At 71.7% G+C, this 25,080-nt stretch carries 22 protein-coding genes and 2 pseudogenes; 14 read left to right on the top strand and 10 right to left on the bottom strand.

From position 1 onward, the window contains the following. Nucleotides 1–167: 167 nt before the first annotated feature. On the bottom strand, nt 168–842 hold the full coding sequence (locus E4099_RS02495; protein WP_135337228.1) for a Crp/Fnr family transcriptional regulator: 675 nt from the start codon (nt 840–842) through the stop codon (nt 168–170). A gap of 223 nt (nt 843–1,065) precedes the next feature. Between E4099_RS02495 and nth the strand changes: the two genes are divergently transcribed. From nth to E4099_RS02480, 3 genes are read left to right on the top strand one after another with little or no spacing between them, the layout of a single operon-like run. Continuing rightward, nucleotides 1,066–1,989 carry an endonuclease III gene (nth, locus tag E4099_RS02490; RefSeq protein WP_135337227.1) on the top strand — a complete coding sequence of 308 codons (924 nt, stop codon included), beginning with the start codon at nt 1,066–1,068 and terminating at the stop codon, nt 1,987–1,989. Between the two features lie 56 nt (nt 1,990–2,045). After that, the gene (locus tag E4099_RS02485) at nt 2,046–2,669 is read left to right on the top strand and encodes an NUDIX hydrolase (protein WP_135337231.1); all 624 of its coding nucleotides are present in this window, start codon (nt 2,046–2,048) and stop codon (nt 2,667–2,669) included. A 53-nt stretch (nt 2,670–2,722) separates the two neighbouring features. Beyond that, nucleotides 2,723–3,928 (top strand): MarP family serine protease, encoded by a 1,206-nt coding sequence (locus E4099_RS02480; protein WP_135337226.1) that lies wholly within the window; start codon nt 2,723–2,725, stop codon nt 3,926–3,928. 85 nt (nt 3,929–4,013) lie between these two features. Here E4099_RS02480 and E4099_RS02475 read toward each other — a convergent pair whose 3' ends face one another. From E4099_RS02475 to E4099_RS02450, 6 genes and pseudogenes are all read right to left on the bottom strand, one after another. Continuing rightward, entirely contained in the window at nt 4,014–4,214 is a 201-nt protein-coding gene (locus E4099_RS02475) for a hypothetical protein (protein WP_135337225.1), read from the bottom strand. 132 nt (nt 4,215–4,346) lie between these two features. Continuing rightward, nucleotides 4,347–5,273 carry an alpha/beta fold hydrolase gene (locus tag E4099_RS02470; protein ID WP_135337224.1) on the bottom strand — a complete coding sequence of 309 codons (927 nt, stop codon included), beginning with the start codon at nt 5,271–5,273 and terminating at the stop codon, nt 4,347–4,349. Beyond that, entirely contained in the window at nt 5,270–5,731 is a 462-nt protein-coding gene (locus E4099_RS02465) for a phage holin family protein (protein ID WP_135337223.1), read from the bottom strand. Before E4099_RS02465 ends, E4099_RS02470 begins: the two co-directional genes overlap by 4 nt. A 43-nt stretch (nt 5,732–5,774) precedes the next feature. Continuing rightward, a complete protein-coding gene (gene nhaA / locus E4099_RS02460; protein WP_135337222.1) occupies nt 5,775–7,166 on the bottom strand; it encodes a Na+/H+ antiporter NhaA in 1,392 nt (463 codons plus the stop codon). 238 nt (nt 7,167–7,404) lie between these two features. Then, on the bottom strand, nt 7,405–9,381 hold the full coding sequence (gene acs / locus E4099_RS02455; protein ID WP_135337221.1) for an acetate--CoA ligase: 1,977 nt from the start codon (nt 9,379–9,381) through the stop codon (nt 7,405–7,407). Between the two features lie 171 nt (nt 9,382–9,552). Further along, nucleotides 9,553–10,689 (bottom strand): annotated as a pseudogene (locus E4099_RS02450) (carbonic anhydrase); the annotation flags it as partial. A gap of 370 nt (nt 10,690–11,059) precedes the next feature. Here E4099_RS02450 and E4099_RS02445 point away from each other — a divergent pair. Beyond that, nucleotides 11,060–12,409 carry a polysaccharide deacetylase family protein gene (locus E4099_RS02445; protein ID WP_386390314.1) on the top strand — a complete coding sequence of 450 codons (1,350 nt, stop codon included), beginning with the start codon at nt 11,060–11,062 and terminating at the stop codon, nt 12,407–12,409. Here the strand turns inward: E4099_RS02445 and E4099_RS02440 are convergent. Beyond that, nucleotides 12,390–13,379: an ATP-binding protein gene (locus E4099_RS02440; RefSeq protein WP_135337219.1), complete on the bottom strand. Its 990-nt coding sequence runs from the start codon at nt 13,377–13,379 to the stop codon at nt 12,390–12,392. The genes E4099_RS02445 and E4099_RS02440 overlap by 20 nt on opposite strands. A gap of 101 nt (nt 13,380–13,480) precedes the next feature. Between E4099_RS02440 and E4099_RS02435 the strand changes: the two genes are divergently transcribed. After that, the gene (locus E4099_RS02435) at nt 13,481–14,305 is read left to right on the top strand and encodes a Fic family protein (RefSeq protein WP_135337218.1); all 825 of its coding nucleotides are present in this window, start codon (nt 13,481–13,483) and stop codon (nt 14,303–14,305) included. Between the two features lie 299 nt (nt 14,306–14,604). On the opposite strand, the gene E4099_RS02430 is transcribed toward E4099_RS02435, so the two are convergent. Further along, nucleotides 14,605–15,453, bottom strand: a complete 849-nt coding sequence (locus E4099_RS02430; RefSeq protein ID WP_135337217.1) for an HAD family hydrolase — start codon at nt 15,451–15,453, stop codon at nt 14,605–14,607. Between the two features lie 453 nt (nt 15,454–15,906). On the opposite strand from E4099_RS02430, the gene ssd reads away from it, so the two are divergent. The 7 genes and pseudogenes from ssd to E4099_RS33910 all read left to right on the top strand — a co-directional run. Beyond that, nucleotides 15,907–17,016, top strand: coding sequence for a septum site-determining protein Ssd (gene ssd / locus E4099_RS02425; RefSeq protein ID WP_135337216.1), 1,110 nt, complete (start codon nt 15,907–15,909; stop codon nt 17,014–17,016). Next, a complete protein-coding gene (locus tag E4099_RS02420; RefSeq protein ID WP_245244521.1) occupies nt 17,013–18,188 on the top strand; it encodes a TadA family conjugal transfer-associated ATPase in 1,176 nt (391 codons plus the stop codon). The genes ssd and E4099_RS02420 overlap by 4 nt, the downstream gene beginning before the upstream one ends. Continuing rightward, nucleotides 18,185–19,153 (top strand): type II secretion system F family protein, encoded by a 969-nt coding sequence (locus E4099_RS02415; RefSeq protein WP_245244520.1) that lies wholly within the window; start codon nt 18,185–18,187, stop codon nt 19,151–19,153. Before E4099_RS02420 ends, E4099_RS02415 begins: the two co-directional genes overlap by 4 nt. Beyond that, nucleotides 19,120–19,926, top strand: a complete 807-nt coding sequence (locus E4099_RS35115; protein ID WP_135337215.1) for a type II secretion system F family protein — start codon at nt 19,120–19,122, stop codon at nt 19,924–19,926. Before E4099_RS02415 ends, E4099_RS35115 begins: the two co-directional genes overlap by 34 nt. Before the next feature lie 340 nt (nt 19,927–20,266). Continuing rightward, nucleotides 20,267–20,497: a DUF4244 domain-containing protein gene (locus E4099_RS02405; protein WP_135337214.1), complete on the top strand. Its 231-nt coding sequence runs from the start codon at nt 20,267–20,269 to the stop codon at nt 20,495–20,497. Beyond that, on the top strand, nt 20,484–20,957 hold the full coding sequence (locus E4099_RS02400; RefSeq protein ID WP_135337213.1) for a TadE family type IV pilus minor pilin: 474 nt from the start codon (nt 20,484–20,486) through the stop codon (nt 20,955–20,957). The genes E4099_RS02405 and E4099_RS02400 overlap by 14 nt, the downstream gene beginning before the upstream one ends. Beyond that, a pseudogene (locus E4099_RS33910) lies at nt 20,906–21,220 on the top strand (Rv3654c family TadE-like protein); the annotation flags it as partial. The gene E4099_RS02400 and the pseudogene E4099_RS33910, both read left to right, overlap by 52 nt. A 333-nt stretch (nt 21,221–21,553) precedes the next feature. On the opposite strand, the gene E4099_RS02390 reads toward E4099_RS33910, so the two are convergent. Further along, the gene (locus E4099_RS02390) at nt 21,554–24,070 is read right to left on the bottom strand and encodes a DEAD/DEAH box helicase (RefSeq protein ID WP_135337212.1); all 2,517 of its coding nucleotides are present in this window, start codon (nt 24,068–24,070) and stop codon (nt 21,554–21,556) included. Between the two features lie 54 nt (nt 24,071–24,124). Between E4099_RS02390 and bldG the strand changes: the two genes are divergently transcribed. Both bldG and E4099_RS02380 read left to right on the top strand, forming a co-directional pair. Further along, on the top strand, nt 24,125–24,466 hold the full coding sequence (gene bldG / locus E4099_RS02385) for an anti-sigma factor antagonist BldG (protein WP_055472740.1): 342 nt from the start codon (nt 24,125–24,127) through the stop codon (nt 24,464–24,466). A gap of 88 nt (nt 24,467–24,554) precedes the next feature. Then, nucleotides 24,555–24,983, top strand: coding sequence for an ATP-binding protein (locus tag E4099_RS02380; protein ID WP_135337211.1), 429 nt, complete (start codon nt 24,555–24,557; stop codon nt 24,981–24,983). The last annotated feature ends 97 nt before the right edge of the window (nt 24,984–25,080 follow it).

Genomic DNA, 25,080 nt, shown 5'->3' with positions numbered 1-25,080 from the left:
GCCGTACCCGCCCGAGGCGCGCGGCGGGGGGGCGGGGCGGGATCCCCGGGTGTCGCGTCCGTACGGCCCGCTCGGGCGGGTACGGCGGTCCGGTCGCCGAGGGCGGCCGACCGGCAGTCGTCCGGCCCCGGGCGTGCGAACAACGCCGCGGGGCCGGTCACTCTCGGTCAGCGGGAGCGCTTGGCCAGCCGCTCGACGTCCAGCAGGATCACGGCCCGCGCCTCCAGGCGCAGCCAGCCGCGGCCGGCGAAGTCGGCCAGCGCCTTGTTGACGGTCTCGCGGGAGGCGCCGACCAGCTGGGCCAGCTCCTCCTGGGTGAGGTCGTGCACCACGTGGATGCCCTCCTCCGACTGCACGCCGAAGCGGCGCGACAGGTCCAGCAGGGCGCGGGCCACCCGGCCGGGGACGTCGGAGAAGACCAGGTCGGACATCTGGTCGTTGGTCTTGCGGAGCCGGCGGGCGACCGCGCGCAGCAGGGCGGTGGCCACCTCGGGGCGGGCGTTGAGCCAGGGCTGGAGGTCGCCGTGGCCGAGGCCCAGCAGCTTGACCTCGGTCAGCGCGGTCGCGGTCGCGGTGCGCGGGCCGGGGTCGAAGAGGGACAGCTCGCCGATCAGCTCGCCGGCACCGAGTACCGCGAGCATGTTCTCCCGGCCGTCGGGAGAGGTGCGGTGCAGCTTCACCTTGCCCTCGGTGACCACGTAGAGGCGGTCACCAGGGTCCCCCTCGTGGAAGAGGGCGTCGCCACGTGCGAGGGTGACCTCTCCCATGGAGGCGCGCAGCTCAGCGGCCTGCTCGTCATCGAGCGCCGCGAAAAGCGGGGCGCGCCGCAGAACGTCGTCCACGAGACTCTCCTTGTCGACATGCACAGGGGACCGAGGTCCATCATGCCCGACGGTAAAACAGTGCGATCAATCACAAGTTTGACGTATCAGTGCTGGGGACCGTGCGGCAGGGGTCCGATCGGGCGGCCGATTTCGTGCGTCCGGGGCGGATGTCGGTGGCTGGGCTTAGGCTGGCCGGGTGTCCAATACGCCGGTGAGAGCACAGGGCAAGGGGGCCGGACGGGTGAGCGCGTCGGGGAATTCCGCTGTGGGCGAACGGGCGTCGAGCCCCGCGGAGAAGCCGGTGAAAGCGGACAATTCGGTCAATGGTGCGAGTGCCGCGAAGGATGTCGTGAAAGCTACGGCGAAGAACGCGGGGAAGTCGGCGGGGGCCGGTAAGCCCGAGTCCCGCCTGGCGCTGGTCCGCAGGGCTCGCCGGATCAACCGCGAGCTGGCCGAGGTCTACCCGTACGCCCACCCCGAGCTGGACTTCGAGAACCCGTTCCAGCTGCTGGTGGCCACCGTCCTCTCGGCGCAGACCACCGACCTGCGGGTCAACCAGACCACCCCGGCACTCTTCGCGGCCTACCCCACTCCGGAGGACATGGCCGCCGCCGACCCCGAGGAGTTGGAGCGGCTGATCCGGCCCACCGGCTTCTTCCGCGCCAAGGCGAAGTCGCTGCTGGGCCTCTCCGCGGCGATCCGGGACCGTTTCGGCGGCGAGGTGCCGGGCCGGCTGGCGGACCTGGTGACCCTGCCCGGAGTGGGCCGCAAGACGGCCAACGTGGTGTTGGGCAACGCCTTCGGAGTCCCAGGCCTGACTGTGGACACCCACTTCGGGCGGCTGGTGCGGCGCTGGAAGTGGACCGCGCAGGAGGACCCGGAGAAGGTCGAGGCGGAGATCGCCGCACTCTTCCCGAAGAGCGAGTGGACGATGCTCTCGCACCGGATCATCTTCCACGGCCGGCGCGTCTGCCATGCGCGCAGGCCCGCCTGCGGTGCCTGCCCGATCGCCCCGCTCTGCCCCTCGTACGGCGAGGGCGAGACCGATCCGGAGAAGGCCAGGAAGCTGCTGAAGTACGAGATGGGCGGCCGGCCGGGGCAGCGGCTGCGGCCCCCGTCCGACTATCCGGGCGAGCCCGCCGCACCGCTGGGGGCGGGCGAGTGACCAGCACCTGCGGGGATGGCATCGAGATCAGTGCGCGGGGGCTGCCGGAGTGGCTGATGCCGGTGGCGCGGGCCGCGGAGACCCTTGAGCCCCGGCAGCTGAGCAGTTTTCTGCCGCCGTCCGCCGGCGGCCGCCTCTCGGCCGTCCTGGTGCTGTTCGGCGAGGGGGAGCGCGGACCGGAGCTGCTGCTCATGGAGCGGTCCGGCAGCCTGCGCTCGCACGCCGGCCAGCCCTCGTTCCCCGGCGGCTCCCTGGACCCGCAGGACGGTGATCCGGAGAGCGTGGGGCCGGTGCGTGCCGCGCTGCGCGAGGCGGAGGAGGAGACCGGGCTGGACCCCGCCGGGGTGCAGGTCTTCGGGGTGCTGCCCCGGCTCTACATCCCGGTCAGCGACTTCGTGGTGACCCCGGTGCTGGGCTGGTGGCACAAGCCCAGCCCGGTGGCCGCGGTCGACCTGGGGGAGACGGCCCGGGTCTTCACCGTCCCGGTGGCCGAACTCACGGATCCGGCCAATCGCGGGACCGCCGTTCACCCCAGTGGGTACCGGGGCCCGGCCTTCCTGGTGGCAGACGCGGTGGTCTGGGGTTTCACCGCTGGAGTGATCGACCGCATCCTGTACCACGCCGGGTGGGAGCGGCCCTGGAACCGGCAGACGCAGGTGCCGCTCGACTGGCGCTCGTGAGAGGTTGACCCCGTGCTGTGTTCCGCCCGGCGACCTTTGCGAGGCAAGTTTCGGTGAACGTGCTGGACATCCTGCTGGTCCTGGCGGCCGTGTGGTTCGCCATCGTGGGATACCGCCAGGGCTTCGTGGTCGGTGTCCTCTCGGTGATCGGATTCCTCGGCGGCTGCCTCATCGCCGTCTACACCCTGCCGGTGATCTGGGACGCCGTGGCCGGTGGGCGTTCACCGGGGACGTTCGGCGCGATAGCGGCGGTGGTCCTGGTGATCCTGGCCGCCTCGGTGGGCCAGGCGGCCACCACCCACCTGGGCAGCAAGCTGCGCACCCACATCACCTGGTCCCCGGCCCGGGTGCTGGACGCCACCGGCGGCGCCCTGGTCAACGTACTGGCCATGCTGCTGGTCGCCTGGCTGATCGGGCTGGGCGTCGCCAACGCCAACACCTCCCTGCCGGCGCTGGGCAAGGAGGTGGACGGCTCCCGGGTGCTGAACGGCGTGTCCGACGTGCTCCCGGACGAGGCCGACCACTGGTTCAACGACTTCTCCTCCACCCTGGCGAGGAACGGCCTGCCGCAGGTCTTCCTGCCCTTCGCCGACGAGCACATCACCCATGTGCCGGCCCCCGACCCGCGGCTGGCGCGCAGCCCGGTGGCGACCGCCGCCCAGAAGAGCATCGTCAAGGTGGTCGGCACCGCTCCCAGCTGCGGAAAGAGCCTGGAGGGCACCGGCTTCGTGTTCGCCCCGCACCGGGTGATGACCAACGCCCATGTGGTCGGCGGGGTGGACGAGCCCACCGTGCAGATCGGCGGGAAGGGGAAGAGCCACGACGCGAAGGTGGTGCTGTACGACTGGAAGCGCGATATCGCCGTCCTGGACGTGCCCACCCTGCGCGCCCCCGTGCTGAAGTTCGCCGAGGGCGACGCGCGCACCGGCGATGACGCCATCGTCGCGGGCTTCCCGGAGAACGGCGGCTTCGACGTGCGCTCGGCCCGGGTCCGCGACCGGATCGACGCCAACGGCCCGGACATCTACCACCGGGGCACGGTCGACCGCGATGTCTACTCCCTGTACGCGAAGGTGCGCGCGGGCAACTCCGGCGGCCCGCTGCTGACCCCCCACGGACAGGTCTACGGCGTGGTCTTCGCCAAGTCACTGGACAACGCGCACACCGGGTACGCGCTCACCGCCGACGAGGTGCGCGTGGACATCGAGCGGGGCAGGACCACCAAGGAGCGGGTGGACACCCAGGGATGCGCCCTGTGAACCGCCGAACCCCCGGATCCGGGCCGCGGCCGGGGGCGTACCGCGTCACCAGCGGTGCCGGCGACCGGCGGCCGTACGCGCCGGGTCAGCCGCGTGGATGGCGCAGCCGCGCCGACACATAGCGGGCGCGGCGCCGCAGGATTCTTGGAATGCCGATGCACGGATCCTGTGCACCGGTCTGCCGGTATGCGGGACTGCGCCGCTCGGACACCCTCAGCGTGGTGGTGGCATCGGTGTCGGAGCCGCGGTCGCGTGGTGCGTCACCGTAGTCGTGCGTCCAGCCCATACCCCGGACTCTGCCCTCGCCCCAAGGTCGGTAATCGCCTACCGGTAGATCGGTTGGCCTATGCGCCGGGCACTTACCCGGTGGTAGGACGAACGCGGGGGACGCTGGGCCGTCCGGGGGACGGGAGAGTCGTCAGCGGTCCGGTTCCGGGTCCCGCAGCCAGTTGATCAGCTCGGTCGAGAAGGCCACCGGATCCTCCTCGTGCGGGAAGTGCCCGAGCCCGTCGAAGAGCCGCCAGCGGTACGGGGCCTCCACGTACTGCCCGGAGCCCGCCGCGGAGCGGACCCGGGCGACCGGGTCGAGCGAACCGTGCAGATGCAGCGTCGGCACCCGCACCGGGAGCTTCATGCGGCGGTTGAACTGGAAACCGTCCGGGCGGGCCAGGGACCGCACCATCCAGCGGTAGGGCTCGATCGAGCAGTGGGCGGTGGACGGGATCGACATCGCCCGGCGGTAGGCGTCCAGCACCTCGGCGTCCGGTGCCACCGGGCCCCACCAGTCCCGGATGAGCCGTCCCACCAGCGCCGCGTCATCGGCGACCAGCTGCCGCTCGGGGATCCAGGGCCGCTGGAAGCCCCACACATGACTGCTCGCGGTGGACTGGCGGACATCCCTGAGCATCGCCGCGCGCCAGCGCCGGGGGTGCGGCGAGGAGGCCACCACCAGTCGGCGGACCAGCTTCGGCCGCATCACCGCCGCCGTCCAGGCCAGATAGCCGCCGAGGTCATGGCCGACCAGAGCGGCATCGGGCTCGCCCAGCGAACGGATCACCCCGGTGATGTCCAGCGCCAGATTGGCCGGGTCGTAGCCGCGCGGCGTACGGTCGCTGCCGCCCACCCCGCGCAGATCCATCGCCACCGCCCGGAACCCGGCCTCGGCCAGCACGGGCAACTGGTGCCGCCAGGTCCACCAGAACTGCGGAAAGCCGTGCAGCAGCAGGACCAGCGGACCTTCGCCCAGTTCGGCGATGTGGAAGCGGGCTCCGTTGGCCGCGACATCCCGGTGCGTCCAGGGACCGTCGAGCCGTACGGCCGCGCCGGCGCTGTCGGGGACCGTCATACAGACGAGCGTGTCACATCGGCGGACACCAGGTCCCCGTCGACGGCGGCACGCGGGTGCGGCCGTACGTTCGACAGCACGGCGGCGGACTGCTTGGCCGAGCTGATGCTCCGCTTCGGCGGCTTGACCTTCTTGAACTTGGCGTAGGCCAGGCCGATCAGGAGCACCGCGAGGAGCCAGTAGAGGCCGCCCACGATCAGGAAGCACCAGACCAGGCCCAGATCCGTCCAGGCACGGAAGCCGTAGGCGAGCGCGAAGCTGAGGACCGGCAGGGAGAACAGCACCAGCACTCCGGCGATGATGGCCGCCGCGCTGCCGAACACGCCCCGCTTGACGTCCTGCCGGATCTCCGCCTTCGCCAGCGCGATCTCGTCGTGCACCAGCGCGGACAGCTCGGTGGTCGCCGAGGCCACCAGCTGGCCGAGGCTGCGGTCCCCGCCGTCTTCCGCTGCGCTCATCGCCGTCTCCCTCTGTTTGGCTGTGGACGTAAAGCCTCTCAGATCATGCCGGATCATCGTCACCGGAGTCCTTCGCGGCGGCCACTTCGGCGAGGCGTCGGTGCTCCGCGGCCTTCGCCTCCAAGATGGCGGCCATCCGCAGGTGGTAGGCGGGGTCGTCCTGTTCGTAGACGTCGGGGATGCCGTCCAGATCCTCGTCCCGGTCCTCCTCGGCGCAGAGCTTCTGGTACCTGTTGTTCCGCAGCTTCAGCAGCACGCCGGCGACCAGCGCGGCCAGTACGGAACCGGTCAGCACCGCGGCCTTCACCTCGTCGGTCAGCGCCGGGTCGTTCGGGAAGGCCAGCTCGCCGATGAGCAGCGAGACGGTGAAGCCGATGCCCGCCAGTGCGGCCACGGCCAGCACGTCCGCCCACTGCAGGTCCTTGTTCAGCTCCGCCTTGGTGAACCGGACGGCCAGCCAGGAGCCGCCGAAGATGCCCAGCGTCTTGCCGACCACCAACCCCAGCACCACGCCCAGCGTCTCCGGCTTGGTGAAGACGTCGTGTATCGCCGGACCGGAAACCGAGACCCCCGCCGCGAAGAGGGCGAACAGCGGCACCGCGAGCCCCGCGGACAGGGGGCGCACCCGGTGCTCGATGGTCTCGGCCGGGGAGTGCTCCTCACCCTCGCGCACGGTGCAGCGCAGCATCAGGCCCATGGCCACCCCGGCCACCGTGGCGTGCACCCCGCTGGCGTGCATCAGGGCCCAGATCACCACTCCCAGGGGCACAAAGACGTACCAGCCGCGCACGCCCTTGTGGTGCAGCAGCCAGAAGACGGCCAGGCCCGCCACCGACAGGCCCAGGGCCAGGAAGTCGATCTCCTGGGTGAAGAAGATCGCGATGATCAGGATCGCCAGCAGGTCGTCCACCACGGCGAGCGTCAGCAGAAAGGCGCGCAGCGCGGAGGGCAGCGCGGTGCCGATGACCGCCAGTACGGCCAGCGCGAAGGCGATGTCGGTGGCGGTGGGCACCGCCCAGCCGGACAGACTGCCGCCGCTGCTGGCGTTGACGACCACATCGACCAGGGCGGGAGCGGCCATGCCGCAGACCGCGGCCACCACCGGCAGGGCGGCTGCCCGGGGATCGCGCAGCTCGCCGGAGACCAGCTCCCGTTTGAGCTCGATGCCGGCCACGAAGAAGAAGATCGTCAACAGCCCGTCCTGGGCCCAGGCCGCCACCGACAGGTGCAGGTGCAGCGACTCCGGGCCGAAGGACGCGTCCTTGATGTCGTGGTAGAAGCCGCTGAGCGGGGTGTTGGCGAGGATCAGTGCCGCGATGGCGGCGACCAGCAGCAGCACTCCGCCGACCGTCTCGGTGCGGAGGGCGTCGGCGACGAAATTGCGCTCCGGCAGCGACAGACGGTTGAGGAACGTGCGGCGTATGGGCGCGGCCACGGGCTGACCTCCTGGAGGTGGACGGATACACGTGTGCTGTGTGCCGACCAGACTTCCCGGCGCGCCCTGGCTTCTTGTCGCGATTTTTACGCGACAGATAATCACTTTAACCGGAATGGCGGAAGGGCGCCCCTGAAGCGTGGGGCGCCCTTCCCGGTTCTACCGCTCTGAGCTGGGGATTTCGCCGATCTCGGGAGTCTCGGGGATCTGAGGAATCCGGGGGATCGGCTGCGAAGGCTCAGTCCTCGCTGGGAGCGCTGGGCAGCTTGCTCTGGATGAGGTCCATCACCGAGGAGTCGGTCAGCGTGGTGACATCGCCCAGAGCCCGGTTCTCCGCGATGTCGCGCAGTAGCCGGCGCATGATCTTGCCCGAACGGGTCTTGGGCAGCTCCGCCACCGGCAGGATCCGCTTGGGCTTGGCGATCGGGCCGAGCTGCTTGGCCACATGCGCCCGCAGCTCCTCGACCAGCCCGTCGTCCTCCGCCGCACCGCCGCGCAGGATGACGAACGCGCAGATCGCCTGGGTGGTCTGCGGGTCGGCCGCGCCGACCACCGCGGCCTCGGCCACCTTGGGGTGCGAGACCAGCGCGGACTCGACCTCGGTGGTCGAGATGTTGTGGCCGGAGACCAGCATCACGTCATCCACCCGGCCGAGCAGCCAGATGTCGCCGTCCTCGTCCTTCTTGGCGCCGTCGCCCGCGAAGTAGCGGCCTTCGAAGCGCGACCAGTAGGTGTCCAGGTACCGCTGGTCGTCTCCCCAGATGGTGCGCAGCATCGACGGCCAGGGCTCGGTGAGGACCAGATAGCCGCCGGAACCGTTGGGCACCTCGTTGGCCTCGTCGTCCACCACGGTGGCGGCGATGCCGGGGAGCGGGACCTGGGCCGAGCCGGGCTTGGTCTCGGTGACCCCCGGCAGCGGGCTGACCATGATGGCGCCGGTCTCGGTCTGCCACCAGGTGTCGACCACCGGAGTGGTGTTGCCACCGATGTGCTCGCGGTACCAGACCCAGGCCTCCGGGTTGATCGGCTCGCCGACCGAACCCAGCACCCGCAGGCTGCTCAGGTCGAACTTGGCCGGGATGTCGTCGCCCCACTTCATGCAGGCGCGGATGGCCGTGGGGGCGGTGTAGAGGACGGTGACGCCGTACTTCTGCACGATCTCCCACCAGCGGCCCTGGTGCGGGGTGTCCGGCGTGCCCTCGTAGAGCACCTCGGTGGCGCCATTGCTCAGCGGGCCGTAGACGATGTACGAGTGGCCGGTGACCCAGCCGACGTCGGCGGTGCACCAGTAGACGTCCGACTCCGGCTTGAGGTCGAAGACGGCGTGGTGGGTGTACGAGGCCTGGGTGAGGTAGCCGCCGGTGGTGTGCAGGATGCCCTTGGGCTTCCCGGTGGTGCCGGAGGTGTAGAGGATGAACAGCGGGTGCTCGGCGTCGAACGCCTCGGGGGTGTGCTGGTCCGACTGGCGGTCGACCAGCTCGTGCCACCACACGTCACGGCCCTCGGTCCAGGTGCTGCCGGCCTCCTCGAGCGGCTGGCCGGTGCGGCGGACCACCAGCACACTGCGGACGTTCTCCGTGCCGGGGCGGGTCAGCGCCTCGTCCACGGCGGGCTTGAGCGCGGACGGCTTGCCCCGCCGGTAGCCGCCGTCCGCGGTGATCACGACCCGGGCGTCGGCGTCCTTGACGCGGGTGGCGAGGGCGTCGGCGGAGAAGCCGCCGAAGACCACCGAGTGCGGGGCGCCGAGCCGGGCGCAGGCCAGCATGGCGATGACCGTCTCCGGGATCATCGGCATGTAGATGGCCACCCGGTCACCGGTCTGGACGCCCAGCTCGATGAGGGCGTTGGCGGCACGGCAGACCTCGCTCTGGAGCTCCGCGTAGGTGAGGGAACGGGAGTCGCCGGGCTCACCTTCGAAGTGCAGGGCGACCCGGTCGCCCAGGCCGTTCTCCACGTGGCGGTCGACGCAGTTGTACGCCACGTTGAGCTTGCCGTCGGCGAACCACTTGGCGAACGGGGGATTGGACCAGTCCAGGGTCTCGCTCGGCTCGACGGCCCAGGTCAACCGCCGGGCCTGCTCGGCCCAGAAGCCCAGCCGATCAGCCTTCGCCCGCTCGTACGCCTCCGCGGTGACGTTGGCCTCGGCTGCCAGTGCGGCAGGCGGGGCGAAGCGGCGCTCCTCCTTCAGGAGGTTGGCCAGGCTCTCGTTGCTCACGACATCTCCCATTCCCAGGGTGCCCGTTTGTCCCGCTCCTAGCTCATCAGGCCATGGTGCGCTCTGACAAGGGCTCTTGGGAAAAATTGGTTTAGACCTTTAGCGGCCTGTTGTCGTCGCGATGCTCGTCGGTTCAGCGGCCGGACCGGGGCCCGGCGGGGGCTGCCGGTCCTAGGGGTGCACCGCGTCCAGGGCGCCCACCGGTCCTGGCCGTACCGCGCTGAAGGTGTTGGAGGTCCGGTCCAGCACGTATGCCTGGGCCTCTCCCACGTGAAAGTACATCCCCTGCAGGGTGAGCGATCCATCGGCCACCCGGCGCGCCACACAGGGGTGTGCCGCCAGGTGGTCGAGTTGCTGCATCACGTTGACCAGCGCCAGCCGCTCCGCGTCGTCGGCGACCGGGCGCTCCGCCAGGGCGACCTCCCCCCGTCCCAGCCGGCTGATGCGCTGCATCCTGGCCAGGCTGGGGCGGCCGTGCCGCAGCCAGCGGGCCAGCGGTGTCTGCGCGCCCGGCTCCTGGGGCGCGCCGAGCAGGGCCTGCATCGCGCCGCAGTCGGAATGCCCGCACACGGTGAGGCTGCTGACGCCCAGCACGTCCACCGCGTACTCGATGGCCGCGGCCACGGAGTCGCAGGAGGTCTCACTCCCCGGCGGCGGCATGAGATTGCCGATGTTGCGCACGGTGAACAGGTCCCCCGGGCCGCTTGAAGTGATCATGCTGGTGACCAGGCGGGAGTCCGCGCAGGTCAAGAAGAGCTGGGTCGGGCGCTGCCCTTCCTGGGCAAGCCGGGCCAGCTCGTCTCGGACCAGTGGGGCCGTGTTCCGCTGGAAGGCGCTCAGCCCGTCCAGCAGCTGTCCGCCGCCGGTGGTGGTGGCGGCCTCGGCGGGGCTGGTGTGCTGGTGGTTGCGCCACGGTGTCCAGTGGTGGCAGGTGTGTGGACTGGGCGGTTCGGCGATCAGTTGGCCGGCGCGGTTGCTGATGGTGACCCGCCCACCGCGCTCCTGGTGACCCTTCGACCAGGACTGCAAGGCGTCGTAGGCGGAGTGGTCCATGAAGTGTCCGCCCAGCTCGACCACCGCGGGGATGCCGTCCGGTACTCGGGCCAGCGTTGTGGTCATGCGTGCCACCGCGAGGAAGGTCAACTGCCCGTCGAACCGCACGAGATACCCGTGTGCGTCCTGGGTGACCGCGACGCGGATGTGTGTGAGCCGGTGAAGCGTGATCAGTGTCGCGACGGCGATACCCGTGGCCGCGGCGACCAGCCCTGTGTGGACGGAGACTCCGGCGGTGAGGGCGACCCCGAGGGAGAGGGGGACGGAGAGCAGGAAGAGGACGATCGTGGTGGGAAGGGCTCGGCGCCAGGAGGGCGTTTCGATCCGGTTCAAGAGTTGCAGCATGCCGTCTCCTCCGGGGCTGCACGGTCACGTACCAGGGTCGCGGGGGACAGGTTCACCGGGCGAATGTCACGGTGGGTGATGGATTCGTAACTCTCAAGAGTCGGTAAATGGATCGTAATGCCGAGTAAAGAGCCGGTGGAAGGGCTTTCGGTCGACAGGGCGGCAGGTTCCATCTGGGGGGTGAATCTTCATACAAGATGGCTCACTCGGTCGCGTCCATTTCTCCCCGGATTGGCATGGTTTATCTGAGTGCTCGGGGTAGTGAGGGGTGAGGTGGCCGATGGAGGTCGGAAGAAGATTCACGATGGCGTTCGCCGCGATAGCCGCGCTGGGCGCGGCGGCTGGTTGCTCCGCCGGCCAGGGTGCCGGCGCGGACCACGCGCAGGGGCGCAAGGGGCTGGCGGCGCCCAGGGTGCCGAATCGTCCGGTCCGGCTGATAGGCGACGGCTCGACGGCGAACACCGGCCCGCAGCCCGCTCAGCCGGTCGCCCGGCGGCTGAAGCCGGGCCAGGCGCCTCCGCAGTTCGTCGTCTTCTCCTGGGACGGCGCCGGTGAGGACAGCCAGAAACTCTTCTCCCGCTTCCGCCGGGTCGGGCGCAAGTACCACGCGACCATGACGTACTTCCTGAGCGGTGTGTACCTTTTGCCCGAGTCCAAGCGGAACCTCTACGACCCGCCGCGGCGCACCCGGGGTGCCTCGGACATCGGCTTCAACGACATACGGGGCGTCCAGGCCACCGTACGAGAACTCCGCGGCGCCTGGCTGGACGGCAACGAGATAGGCACCCACTTCAACGGCCACTTCTGCGGTGCCAACGGTGTCGGCACCTGGACCACGGAGGAGTGGCGGAGCGAGATCAGGCAGGCCGTGGCGTTCGTCAAGAACTGGAAGACCAACACCGGCCTGCGGCAGGAGGAACCGCTGCCGTTCGACTACGGCACCGAGTTGGTCGGTGGTCGCGCTCCCTGCCTGGAGGGCCAGCGGAATCTGATACCGGCGGCCAAGAGCATGGGCTTCCGCTACGACGCCAGTTCCCCGGGCGGCCGGCAGGTGTGGCCGCGGAAGACCGACGGCGTCTGGGACTTCCCGCTGCAGGAGATCCCCATGCCGGGACGGGCCTTCGAGGCGCTGTCGATGGACTACAACTTCCTCGCCAACCAGTCCGGGACCACCCAGGGCGATCCGGCACGGCACAAGGCCTGGGGCGGGCAGATGCGAAGTGGCGTGCTGAGCGCCTTCCGGCGTGCCTACCACGGCAACCGCGCACCGCTGTTCATCGGCAACCACTTCGAGTCGTGGAACGGCGGCGCGTACATGGACGCCGTGGAGGGCGCCATAGCGGACATCTGCCCGCGCAAGGAGGTGCGCTGCGTCTCCTTCAAGCAGCTCGCGGACTGGCTTGACGCCCAGGATCCGGAAGTGCTCGAGCGGCTGGGGAGGTTGGAGGTCGGTGAACGGCCCGAGCGGGGCTGGGCGGACTACCTCGCCCCCGCACCGCCGTCCCCGGCGGCGACCCGGCCCACGGTGCGGCCCGCCGAGCCGCCGCTGCCCGAGCCCTTGGCCCGGTCCGGCCCGTCGGGGAGTTCTCCGTCGGACCGGACCACGGAGTTCAGGCGGGAAGTGGAGTAGCCATCAGACGCTCGTCGAGGACGAAGGAGGGGTCGACCTGGGCGGCCAGGTCGACCCCGGTCCGCTCGTTGCCCCAACTCGCGGCGTTCTTGAGGTGGAAGTGGACCATCTGGCGGGTGTAGCGCTGCCAGTCCCGCTGCTCGTAGGAGGCGTCCACCGCGTCCTGAAGCGTCTGCAGTGCCTGCCGGTTGGGCTCTTCCAACTCCGCGAAGGGACGGGCCCGCCCCTTCTCCAGTGAGCGCACCCAGTCCGAGTGGCCGACCGTGACCAGCAGGTCGTCCCCCACCTCCGCGCGGAGGAACTCCAGGTCGTCCGGCTCCTGCACCTTGTTGCCCACGACTCGCAGGGCGACTCCGAAGTCCCGGGCGTACTCCTGGTACTGGCGGTAGACCGAGACCCCCTTGCGGGTGGGCTCGGCGACCAGGAACGTCATGTCGAAGCGAGTGAACATGCCCGAAGCGAAGGAGTCGCTGCCGGCCGTCATGTCGACGACCATGAACTCCCCGCGGCCGTCCACGAGATGGTTCAGGCACAACTCGACCGCACTCACTTTGGAGTGGTAGCAGGCGACGCCGAGATCCGACTCGGTGAAGGGGCCGGTCGCCATCAGCCGGATCTCGCCGCTGTCGAGGCGGACGGTCCGGGCGCAGGACTCGTAGACCGGGTTGCTCTCGTCGATGCGGAGCAGCCGGGAACCCTCACCCGGAGGGGTGGTCTTGATCATGGTGTCAGCGGAGGCGATGCGGGGGTTGGAGCCCCGCAGGTACTCCTTGATCAACGGCAGTCGGCCGCCCATCGCGGGGAGAGCGGCGGACTCCGCCTCGTCGAGGCCGAGGGCGGCCCCGAGGTGCTGGTTGATGTCGGCGTCGACAGCGATGACCGGGGCCCGGGTGGCCGCGAGATGGCGGATGAACAGGGAGGAGAGCGTGGTCTTGCCGCTGCCGCCCTTGCCAACGAAAGCGATCTTCATGTTCAACAAGCCTAGTGCGAAGATCGCGGCCCGCGCGGCTCAAGCGTGAAGAAGACCACTCCAACGGGGGGCCGGGGGCCGGAGTGCGTAGTGTCGTACCCATGAGTAGTACGACAGCTGATCCGCTGGCCGCTCTCGGCTCCCTGCCTGGTGTCGCAGACTCCGTGAACGCCATGCGTACGGCGGTGGACCGCGTCTACGGCCACCGGGTGATGCGCCGCCGCAGCAACGAGATCACTTCCGAGGCGGCGCTGCGTGGCGCGCGCGCTTCGGCGGCGCTCTCGGGTGCCGATTGGGCGCTGGAGGAGATCCGCCGGCGGACCGACTTCGGTTCCGAGGGCGAGCCCCGCACGGTGGGTGCCGCGCTCCGGCTGACGGCCGAGGCGGGGCAGCTGCTGAGCGTCTGGCGGCAGTCCCCGCTGCGGGTACTGGCCCGACTGCACCTGGTGGCGGCGGGCGGTGTGCGACCGGACGAGACGGTGGGCCGGCCGCGGCTCGCCGGTGAGGCGGTCGACGAGCCGCTGATCGGGCTGCCGCTGCCCGGCGCCGACGAGGTCGCGGGGCGGTTGGACGGCCTGTCCCGGCTGCTGCTCGCGGGAAGCTCGGCACCCGCCCTGGTCCAGGCCGCGGTGGTGCACGGCGAACTGCTCGCGCTGCGCCCGTTCGGCTCGTGCAACGGGCTGGTGGCGCGTACGGCGGAGCGCATCGTGCTGGTGGACAGCGGGCTGGACCCCAAGTCCGTCTGCCCGGCCGAGGTGGGCCATGCCGAGCTGGGCGCCGAGGCGTACCGGGCGGCGATGGAGGGCTATGTCTCCGGTACTCCGGAGGGCGTGGCGGCCTGGATCGCGCACTGCGGGCGGGCCGTGGAACTCGGTGCCCGGGAGAGCGTCGCGGTGTGCGAGGCCCTGCAGCGCGGGGCGGCCTGAAGCGGCCCCCGCGGGGTTGCGGCGGTGCCGGAGAGCCGGCACCGCCGCTGGCACGGCCACCGGGTTACCAGGCGTGCTCGAAAGTCGCCCATCAGGTCGGGGTCTTTGCCCGTACCTGGTGCGGCTGGCCCGTAATCGACGGGTCGGCGTCGCGTGGGTGCCCGGTGTTCATGCGTCGGTCCGTGGGGCCTGTCTGCGGAGGATCCTCCCGGATGCCCCTGGTCTCGCGGGCCTTGGTTCCTTTCTACCCCGCAACGGGGTGAACCGGAAGCGGAAGGATGGGAACCCGGCCGCGTTCTCTACTTTCCGTGACGCACGGCCGCATACGGTGCCCGCTTGCGGTTGACGTACCAGACCAGGCCCGCGGTGGCGGCCGCGGCTCCGGCCGCGGCGGCCAGGGCCAGTACCGGCTTGGAGGGCATCGACAGTGCGGGGAGCCGCTGCTTGAGCCGGACGGGCCGGTCGAAGGAGAGTATGGGCCACTCCCTGGCGACTGCCTCTCGGCGCAGCGCGCGATCCGGGTTCACCGCGTGGGGATGGCCCACCGACTCCAGCATGGGCAGGTCGGTCGCCGAGTCGCTGTAGGCGTAGCAGCGCGCCAGGTCGTATCCCTCGGAGTCCGCCAGCTCGGCGATCGCCTCCGCTTTCGTGGGCCCATAGGCGTAGTACTCCACTTCTCCGGTGAAGGCGCCGTCCTCGACGACCATGCGGGTCGCGACCACGCGGTCCGCGCCCAGCAGCTCCCCGATCGGCTCCACGACCTCGGCGCCCGAGGTGCTCACGATCACCACATCGCGGCCGGCCGCGTGATGCTCTTCGATGAGCGACGCCGCCTCGTCGTAGATGATGGGATCGATGAGGTCGTGCAGCGTCTCGGCGACGATTTCGCGCACCTGCTGAACGTTCCACCCGCGACAGAGGGATGAGAGGTATTCCCGCATCCGCTCCATCTGGTCGTGATCGGCACCGCCGACCAGGAAGACGAACTGTGTGTACGCGGTGCGCAGCGCGGCTCGACGGTTGATCAGTCCCCCTTGGTAGAAGGACTTGCTGAAGGTGAGGGTGCTCGACTTCGCAATGACCGTCTTGTCCAGGTCAAAGAAGGCCGCTGTGCGAGGCAAGGAGTGGTTTTCCACGACGCTGAGCATAGGGCCCACCATTCGGCGTAAGCTGTGGCGCGTGGGTTTGCCTGAGAAGGCCTTCGGGTACACCATGGAAGTCACGGATCGTTCGCGACCGTGCTAACCCGGTCCGGCTCCTCCCCCCCCGAGTCGGCCGTGGGGACGACCCCCGCTCTCCCCCCCGGCGGGGGTCGTCGCATGTCCGGACGCATTTCCGTCCCTCTCTTCCGATCTTGGACGCTTCCTGCGGCTGCTGTGCCGCGGCCTCCTCATGATCCTGCAACGTGACGGTGGGTAATCGCCAGAGTGCGCTCTGGAAGTCACCGGTATAGGTGATTGGGATATTCACAACTGATGAGTTGTCCACAGTTTTCGACCAAGATCCACAAGATTTCCCAGGCCTCGGCACGGTGATTCTCGGCAATGACGGCGCGCGATGTTCGCGTACGTGAAAGCGCGTAACGAGATGGGGAGGTCACCATGGCGGGAGCCATCACCCCCGAGCACCTGGGGGCGGTCGACGGGTGCCAGGTCAGACCGCTGATTGTCACCGAGGACGAGCGGCTTCTCGACGACCTGCTGCGCCTGTGCGCGGCGGCCGGAGCGAAGCCGGAGGTGGCCCATGGCGCGCCCATCCGGCGCGGCAGCTGGGAAGGGGCGCCGCTCGTCCTCCTCGGTGACGACTGCGCCGGGCGGCTGGCCGGCCGGGCGCGCCGGGCCGGGGTGCTGCTCATCGGACAGGACCTGGACGATCACGGGATCTGGCGGCGAGCCGTGGACGTGGGGGCGGACCATGTGCTCTTCCTGCCCGACGCGGAGACCTGGCTGGTCGACCGGATCGCCGATGTGGCGGAGGGCGTCGGCCGCCAGGCCCTGACCGTCGGCGTCATCGGCGGCAGCGGCGGTGCCGGAGCCAGCACCCTGGCCTGCGCCCTGGCGGTGACCGCGGCCCGCGGCGGCCGGCGCACCATGCTGATCGACGGAGACCCGCTCGGTGGCGGACTGGACGTCCTGCTGGGCGGCGAATCCGCCCAGGGACTGCGCTGGCCCGCGTTCGCCGAATCCCGCGGCCGGGTGGGCGCCGGGGCCCTGGAGGAGTCCCTTCCCCAGCTGCACGCGCTGCGGGTGCTCAGCTGGGACCGCGGTGACTCGGTGGCCATTCCGCCGTCCGCCATGCGGTCCGTGCTGGCGGCAGCCCGCCGGCGCGGTGGGGTCGTGGTGGTGGATCTGCCCCGGCGTATCGACGACGCGGCCGTGGAGGCGCTCGGGCAGCTGGACCTCGGCCTCCTCGTGGTGCCCGCCGAGCTGCGCGCGGTGGCCGCGGCCCACCGGGTGGCGGCATCGGTGGGGATGGTGCTGCGCGACCTGCGCGCCGTGGTGCGCGGACCGTTCGGGTCAGGCCTGGACGATGAGCAGATCGCCCGGCTGCTGGGGCTCCCCCTGGCCGGAGAGCTGCCACGTGAGCCGGGACTGTCGGCCGCCCTGGACAGCGGCAGCCCACCGGGCGGCAGCGCACGCGGGCCGCTGGCCCGGTTCTGCGCCGACTTCTGGGATCGGGCCATGCCCGGCGGGGGAGGCGGGGCGTCGTGAACAGCACCCGCCACCAGGCGCCCGAGCTGCTGGAAGCGGTCAGGCTGCGGCTGGCCGCCAGTGGTGTCGAGCCCACCCCCGCCCATGTCGCCGCGGCCCTGCGGGAGGAGGGCCGGCTGCTCGGGGACACCGAGGTGCTCGGCGTCGTCACGGCGTTGCGCTCCGAACTGGTCGGCACCGGCCCGCTGGAGCCCCTGCTGGCCGCCCCCGATGTCACCGACGTGCTGGTCACCGCGCCCGATCGGATCTGGGTGGACCGCGGTGCCGGCCTGGAGCGCACCGACCTCCGCTTCCCCGACGCGGCGGCGGTCCGCCGGCTCGCGCAGCGGCTGGCCGCGGTGGCCGGGCGCCGGCTGGACGACGCACGGCCCTGGGTGGACGCCAGACTGCCGGACGGCACCCGGCTGCACGCGGTCCTTCCCCCGGTCGCCGTCGGCTCCACCTGCCTGTCGCTGCGGGTGGTACGGCCTCGCGCGTTCGGTCTGGCGGAGCTGGTCGCGGCGGGCACGGTGCCGCCCGGCGGTGAGCTGCTGCTGCGGGCCATGCTGGAGGCGCGGCTGTCGTATGTCATCAGCGGCGGCACCGGCACCGGCAAGACCACGCTGCTGAGCACACTGCTCGGCCTGGTGGGCCCACACGAGCGCATCGTGCTGGCCGAGGACTCCGCCGAACTTCGGCCGGACCACCCCCATGTGGTGCGCCTGGAGACCCGCCCGGCCAACCAGGAGGGCAAGGGCCTGGTGACACTGCGGGACCTGGTGCGTCAGGCGCTGCGGATGCGCCCGGACCGGCTGGTGGTCGGCGAGGTGCGCGGCCCCGAGGTCACCGACCTGCTCGCCGCGCTCAACACCGGCCACGAAGGCGGTTGCGGGACCGTACACGCCAACGCGGCGGCCGATGTCCCGGCCCGCCTGGAGGCACTGGGTTCCACGGCCGGGCTGGACCGGGCCGCGCTGCACAGCCAGTTGGCGGCGGCGCTGTCGGTGGTGATCCACCTGGTACGGGACAGGGACGGCCGGCGCAGGATCGCGGAGCTCCATGTGCTGGAGCGGGACCGAGCCGGGCTGGTGACGACGCTGCCCGCCGCCGTGTGGAGCCCCGGCGGCTTCGCCCACGCCCCCGGCTGGCAGCGGCTCCGAGAGCTCTGCCTGCGGGGCGGCGATGCGCGGTGACGGGCGGCTGGGCCGGGTCCGTGCTGCTCGGCGCGGTGCTGCCGGCCGGAGCGGCGGTGTGGCTGCTGACCGGGCGCGACCGCCGGCTCCGCCGGGCGCGGCTGCTGTTCGCGGACGGCGGGTTGGTGGGGGCCGGCGCCCTCAAGGGGCGGTGCCGGCTGCCGGATGCCGTGCTCGCGGTTCGGGATCGGTGGTGGGCGCGCTGCGGCGGACGGTGGGGACGCGGGCTGTGGGGGCTGCCGGCCGGTGCGGCGCTGGCGGCACTCACCTCATCGGTGGTCCCGCTCCTGGCCGGGGCGGCGGCGGTGCCCGTGGCGGCCCGATGGCTGCGCGGCCGGGAGCGCCGCCGGCACCGCGACCGGCGGACCGCGGGGGTGATCGAGCTGTGCGGAGCCGTCGCGGGGGAGCTGCGGGCCGGGCGGCAGCCGAACGAGGCGCTGTTGGCCGCATCCCCGGAAGGGCTCGGGGAGCACTGGCCGCTGGTCCGTGCCGCGGCGCGGTTCGGCGGAGATGTGCCCGGGGCGCTGCGTGGCGCGGCCCGCCTTCCCGGATCGGAGGGGCTGACCGGGGTCGCGGCCTGCTGGCAGGTGGCGGTGGACGGCGGGGCGGGCCTGGCCTCGGGACTGGACCGTGTCGGCGCGGCGCTTGGGGCGGAGCGGGACCAACGCGCCCAGCTGCATGCCCAGCTCGCCGGGGCGCGGGCGACCGGGGTGGTGCTTGCCGTGCTGCCCGTCTTCGTCCTGTTGATCGGCACCGCGATGGGCGCGGATCCGCTGCGGGTCCTGCTCCACACACCGGTGGGCATGGTCTGCCTGCTGCTGGGCGGGCTCCTGGAGTGGGCCGGTCTCGCGTGGACCGCGCGTCTGGTGCGGACCGCCGCGGGACCGGAGGAGTCCGGAGAAACGGAGGAACCCGAGGAAACGGAGGAGAGATGGCCGGAGAGTTTGTCCACAGCCTGGGGATGACGGTGGGCGGTCCGACCGTCCTGCTGTGCGCCGCCGCGATGACCATGCAAGCACGGCACCAACGGAAGGTGCGCCGACGGGCGGCCTTGATGGTGCGCCTCGCGGGCGAGCGCCGCTTCGATCCCCGTGGACGGTGGCGCGGGTGGCGCAACCGGGCTCGGTCGGAGGTGTCGCGCGGTTGGCTGCCGCCGGCCGCTGCCCTACTGACCGGGATCGGCCTCGTCGGCGGAGCCAGGGGCTGTCTGCTGGGGCTGGCCGCGGCCTTCGGACTGGGCTGGTGGCAGCGCCGTCGGCGGTCCCGCCATGGGCCGGAACCAGCGGCGGAGCCCGCCGTCACCCCTCAACTCCCGTTGGCGGCAGACCTGCTTGCCGCCTGTCTCGCGGCCGGAGCCGGTCCGCGAGAAGCCGCGGAGGCCGTGGGCGCTTCCCTCAGGGGCAGGCTCGGGCGGCGCCTCAGCAGAGCCAGTGCCGAACTGCGGCTCGGCGGTGAACCGGCCGAGGCGTGGGGACGGGTGGGCGCCCTGCCGGGCGCGGCCCGACTGGCGAAGTGCATGGAGCGGGCCGGCACGACGGGTGCGCCCGCGGTGGAAGCGGTCTCGCGGGTGGCGGCTGACTGCCGGGCCGAGCAGCGACGGGCGGCCGGCGCACGGGCCGGGCGGGCGCAGGTGCTGAGCACTGCTCCGCTCGGGCTGTGCTTCCTCCCCGCCTTTCTGCTGATGAGCGTGGTGCCGATGGTCGTCGGCCTCAGCGGCGGCATGGCGAACGCCCACTGACGGCGGGTCACCAGGGCTCGGGCGGTTCGGTGCGGCCGGTCCGTACGGGTGACCGAGTGGCGGGCTGAGCCGACCTTGCCGGTGGACGACCGGAGAGCCTAGCCGACCTCGCCGGTGGGCGACGGGCGGGCAGAGCCGCCCGAGCCGGTGGTCGGCCGGGCCCCGAACGCCGCGCGGTCCGCCGGCGCTGACGCGCTTTGGCGGACCGGGTCGGGCGACACCGAGCAGAGCCGGCCGGGCCGGGCGGTCGAAGAGTCGAACGAGACGTCAGGCGAGATGCCTGGCAGTCGAACAGAGGCAACGGAACACCAAACGTCGAACGGAACACAAGGGGGATGACATGGCCAAGCGTTGGTGTGCCCAGGGGAGCCGGGCACTGAGGGCCTGGGGAGCGGCGGTACGGGCCGCGGCGCGCAGCAGGGCCGAAGCGGGGATGACGACCGCGGAGTACGCCATGGGGACGGTAGCGGCCTGTGCGTTCGCCGCCGTGCTCTACAAGGTGGTGACGAGCGGTGCGGTGAGCGATGCCCTCCAATCGGTGATCGAAAGGGCGCTCCATGCGCAGTTCTGAGCCCGGGGCTCGGCGCCGGGCAGCGGATGGTGGCTTCGTCACCGCGGAGGCGGCTCTGGCCGCCCCGGTGCTGGTGCTCTTCGCACTGGCCTTGATCTGGGCGCTGATGGCGGCCTCCGCGCAGTTGCGGTGTGTGGACGGAGCACGGGCCGGGGCACGCGCCGCGGCCCGCTCGGAGTCACCCGCCGCGGCGGTCGCCGCCGCCCGGTCGGCGGCCCCGAAGGGCGCCAGGGTCGAGCTGCGGCGCGAGGGGGACCTGGTGCGAGTGCGGGTCGAGGTACGGGCCGCGGGCCCTGGGCCGCTTGCGGTCCGGCTGCATGGGGAGGCGGTGGCGCTTGCCGAGGACACCTCGGCACCCGGGGCCGCGGGTGCTGCCGATGCCTCCGGAGCTCCCGGTGCCACCGGCGGGTGGGGCGGCTCGGCGGTCTTGGGCCCCACGGTGAGGAGGACGGCGTGGTGAGGCGGACCGGGGACCGCGGCTCGGCGACGGTGTGGGCGGCGGTGGCGGCAACGGCGCTGTGCGCGATCTTCGCGGGGCTGTTCACCATGGGCCGGGTGACCGTGGCCCGGCACCGGGCGGGTGGCGCCGCCGACCTGGCCGCGCTCGCCGCGGCCGACCACGCCCTGGAGGGAGCGGGCCCTGCCTGCCGCCTGGCCAGACGGGTCGCGGCGGCTCAGGGCGCCAGGGTGGTGCGGTGTGCGGTGCAGGGCGAGATCGCCGATCTGACCGCCGAGGTACGTGTCGGGCCGTTCGCGCCCCGGGTGCGTTCCCGAGCCGGGCCGGCGGATCCTGCCGCACCGCTGCCCACCGGGAGCGCGGCACCTGGGTCTGCGGAAGGTGGCGTGCGGCTGTCCGTGGGGAGTGCCGTACTTGCGTGTGCGGAAGGTGTCGTGCGGTTGCCCGTGGGGAGTGCCGTACCGGCGGGCGGGGACGTCCTTCGGGGCCGGCTGCCGAGGCAGTCGGGCTGCCGCGGCCACGCCGGCTTGGTGACCGGCGAGGCGGCGTACGGGCCCCGCGGCGACGGGCTTGGCGCATGGCAGGGCGGCGCCGGCGGCTCAGTCGGCGCTGGGCGTGGTGGGCGTGGTGGGCGCTCCGGCCAGGAGAGTGGTCAGCAGGCGGATCGCGGCCTTCTTGTCCAGCGGGTCGTTGCCGTTGCCGCATTTGGGGGACTGGATGCAGGACGGGCAGCCGGACTCGCACTCGCAGGCGGCGATCGCCTCCCGGGTGGCCGTCAGCCACTGGGCGGCCGTGTGGAAGGCCCGCTCGGCGAAGCCCGCGCCACCGGGGTGGCCGTCGTAGACGAAGACGGTGGGCAGCAGGGTGTCCGGGTGCAGGGGGACGGAGACACCGCCGATGTCCCAGCGGTCGCAGGTGGCGAAGAGCGGCAGCATGCCGATGGAGGCGTGCTCGGCGGCGTGCAGCGCCCCGCCCAGGGCCTCGGGGATCACCCGCGCCTCATCCAACTGGTCCTCGGTCACCGTCCACCACACGGCACGGGTGCGGAGCGTACGGGGTGGGAGGTCGAGTTTGGACTCGCCCAGCACCTCGCCGGTGATCAGCTTGCGCCGGAGGAAGGAGACCACCTGGTTGGTGACCTCGACGGAGCCGAAGCACAGCCTGGCGGCACCCCACGGCACCTCGGTGGTGGTCTCCAGGATGGAGATGGCGGTGGTGTCGCGGGCGGTCGTCGAATAGGACGGGCTGGCCTCGGTGACCAGTGCGACGGAGTCCTCCAGGTCGAGCCGGTCGACCAGGTAGCTGCGGCCTTGGTGCAGGTGGACGGCGCCGTCGTGGACGGTGGTGTGCGCGGCCGAGGCGTCCACCGTCCCCAGCAGCCGTCCGGTGGCCGCCTCCACCACCTGTACGGGACTGCCACCGGTGCCGCGGATGTCGGTGAGGTCGGCCGCCCGCTCCCGGCGGGTCCAGTGCCAGCCGGTGGCTCGGCGGCGCAGCAACCTGCGCTCCTCGAGCTGGGGCATCAGCTCCGACGCGGAGGGGCCGAAGAGTTCCAGGTCCGCCTCGGTCAGGGGCAGCTCGGCGGCGGCGGCACACAGATGAGGGGCGAGCACATACGGGTTGTCCGGGTCGAGCACGGTCGACTCCACCGGCTGCCGGAAGAGGGCCTCCGGATGGTGGACGAGATAGGTGTCCAGCGGGTCGTCCCGGGCCACCAGGATCGCCAGCGCCCCCTGGCCCGCCCGTCCGGCGCGGCCCGCCTGCTGCCACAGCGAGGCTCGCGTGCCCGGATAGCCGGTGATGACCACCGCGTCCAGGCCGGCGATGTCCATGCCGAGTTCCAGGGCGGTGGTGGCGGCGAGTCCGAGCAGCTCACCGGAGTGGAGGGCGCGCTCCAGGGCCCGGCGCTCCTCGGGCAGGTAGCCGCCGCGGTAGGCCGCGATGCGGGAGGGGAGGGAGCGGTCCACGGCGGCCAGGTGCTCCTGGGCGATCAGCGCGATCAGCTCGGCGCCCCGGCGGGAACGCACGAAGGTGAGGGTGCGGACGCCCTGGACGGCCAGGTCGGTGAGGAGGTCGGCCGACTCGGCGGTGGCCGTGCGGCGGATCGGGGCGCCCCGCTCGCCGTGCAGCTCGGTGAGCGGGGGCTCCCAGAGCGCGAAGACCACCTCGCCGCGTGGTGAGGCGTCTTCGGTGATCTCCACGACCGGCACCCCGGTCAACCGGGTGGCGGCGCGTGCGGGATCGGCGGCCGTCGCGGAGGCGAGCAGGAAGACCGGATCGGACCCGTAGCGGGCACAGACACGGCGCAGCCTGCGCAGGACTTGGGCGACGTGCGAGCCGAAGACGCCTCGATAGGTATGGCACTCGTCGATCACCACATAGCGCAGTGAGCGCAGGAAGGAGGCCCACCGGGCGTGTCCCGGCAGGATGCCGCGGTGCAGCATGTCCGGGTTGGTCAGCACATAGTTGGCATAGCCACGGACCCAGTCGCGCTCCTCGACGGGGGTGTCCCCGTCGTACACCGCGGCGCGCACCGCACTGCCCAGCGGGGCGGCCAACTCGGCCACGGTGCGGCGCTGGTCGGCGGCGAGCGCCTTGGTGGGGGCCAGGTAGAGCGCCGTGGCACCGCGCCGGCCGGCCGCCGGACCGCCCCCGGCCGCGCCCGCCATGGGCCGCTGCCGGCCGCCGGGCGCCGGCGCCGAGCCGTCCAGCAGGGCGCTGAGCACGGGGGCCAGATAGGCCAGCGACTTGCCGGAGGCGGTGCCGGTGGCGACCACCACCGACTCGCCGTTGATCGCCCGTTCGGCGGTACGCGCCTGATGTTCCCACGGATGCTCGACCCCGGCCGTCCGGATGGCGGCCACCACTTCGGGACGGATCCGCTCCGGCCATTCGGCATGGCTTCCGATCCGCGGGGGCAAGTGCTCCGTATGAGTGATGCGCGCAGCCCTGTCTCCCCCGCGGGCGATCCGTGCGAGTACGGTCCGGGGTGAAGGGTGTATGCCCGCCGGTGGCGGAAGTTGGTTATCGGCCATCGACACCGAGTGTGTCACCGGAGTGACGGACAATGGGCTCAAGGCGTCGTGCGCGCCTGCAGGTAAGTGATTGAATGCCATCGCGGCTGCCGATCCATGGGGGGCGACCGCTCGATGCAAGGTGCTGGAGGATCCGTGGACCTGTCCCTGTCGACTCGGACCGTTGGCGACCGCACGGTCGTCGAGGTCGGTGGCGAGATTGATGTTTACACCGCGCCCAAGCTGCGCGAGCAGTTGGTCGAGCTTGTCAACGACGGCAGCTACCACCTTGTCGTCGACATGGAGGGCGTCGACTTCCTCGACTCCACCGGGCTCGGCGTGCTGGTTGGCGGCCTGAAGCGGGTGCGTGCCCACGAGGGCTCGCTGCGCCTGGTCTGCAACCAGGAGCGCATTCTCAAAATCTTCCGTATCACTGGTCTGACCAAGGTGTTCCCGATTCACACCTCGGTTGACGACGCCGTCGCGGCGACTGACTGATCAGTTTCCGCGGGAAGACCGAAGGGGAGTACCGGGCGGCCCCGCCCGGCCCCCTGAGACGCACGCCCGTAGCTCCGAGGGGGATGGGATGGCCACCGTCGAACTCCGCTTCAGCGCCTTGCCCGAGCACGTACGGACCGCCCGCCTGGTCGCGGCGGCCGTGGCGCGCCGGGCCGGGGTGGACGAGGCCGTGCTCGACGAGGTGCGTCTCGCCGTGGGCGAGGCGTGCTCCCGGGCGGTCAGCCTCCACCAGAGCAGCGGGGTGTCCGCCCCGGTGCGGGTGGCGCTGACCGAGGAGGAGAAGCGGTTCTCCATCGAGGTCGGCGATGAGGCCCCGCATGCCGTCATGACGAGCGCGGATGACGTTGGGGCCGGTGACGAGGCCGCCGACAGCGATGACCAGATGGGGCTCGCGGTGATCAGCGGCTTGGTGGACGACGTCCAGGTGTCGGCGGACGAATCCGGCGGTGTCATCCGGATGAGCTGGCCGGCCGCATCCGCCCCAGCCCTTTCCTAGCGGTTCGCGCTTGTAGCGCTGTGTGTCCGGCTCTCCGCCGCGGCTCTTGCGCGGAAGGGGAGCGCCAGGCCGTCTGAAGCGGTGTTAACACGTCCGC

Source organism: Streptomyces palmae, from assembly GCF_004684805.1.
Classification (GTDB): Bacteria; Actinomycetota; Actinomycetes; order Streptomycetales; family Streptomycetaceae; genus Streptomyces; species Streptomyces palmae.
This window is presented reverse-complemented; position numbering and strand designations above follow the sequence as displayed.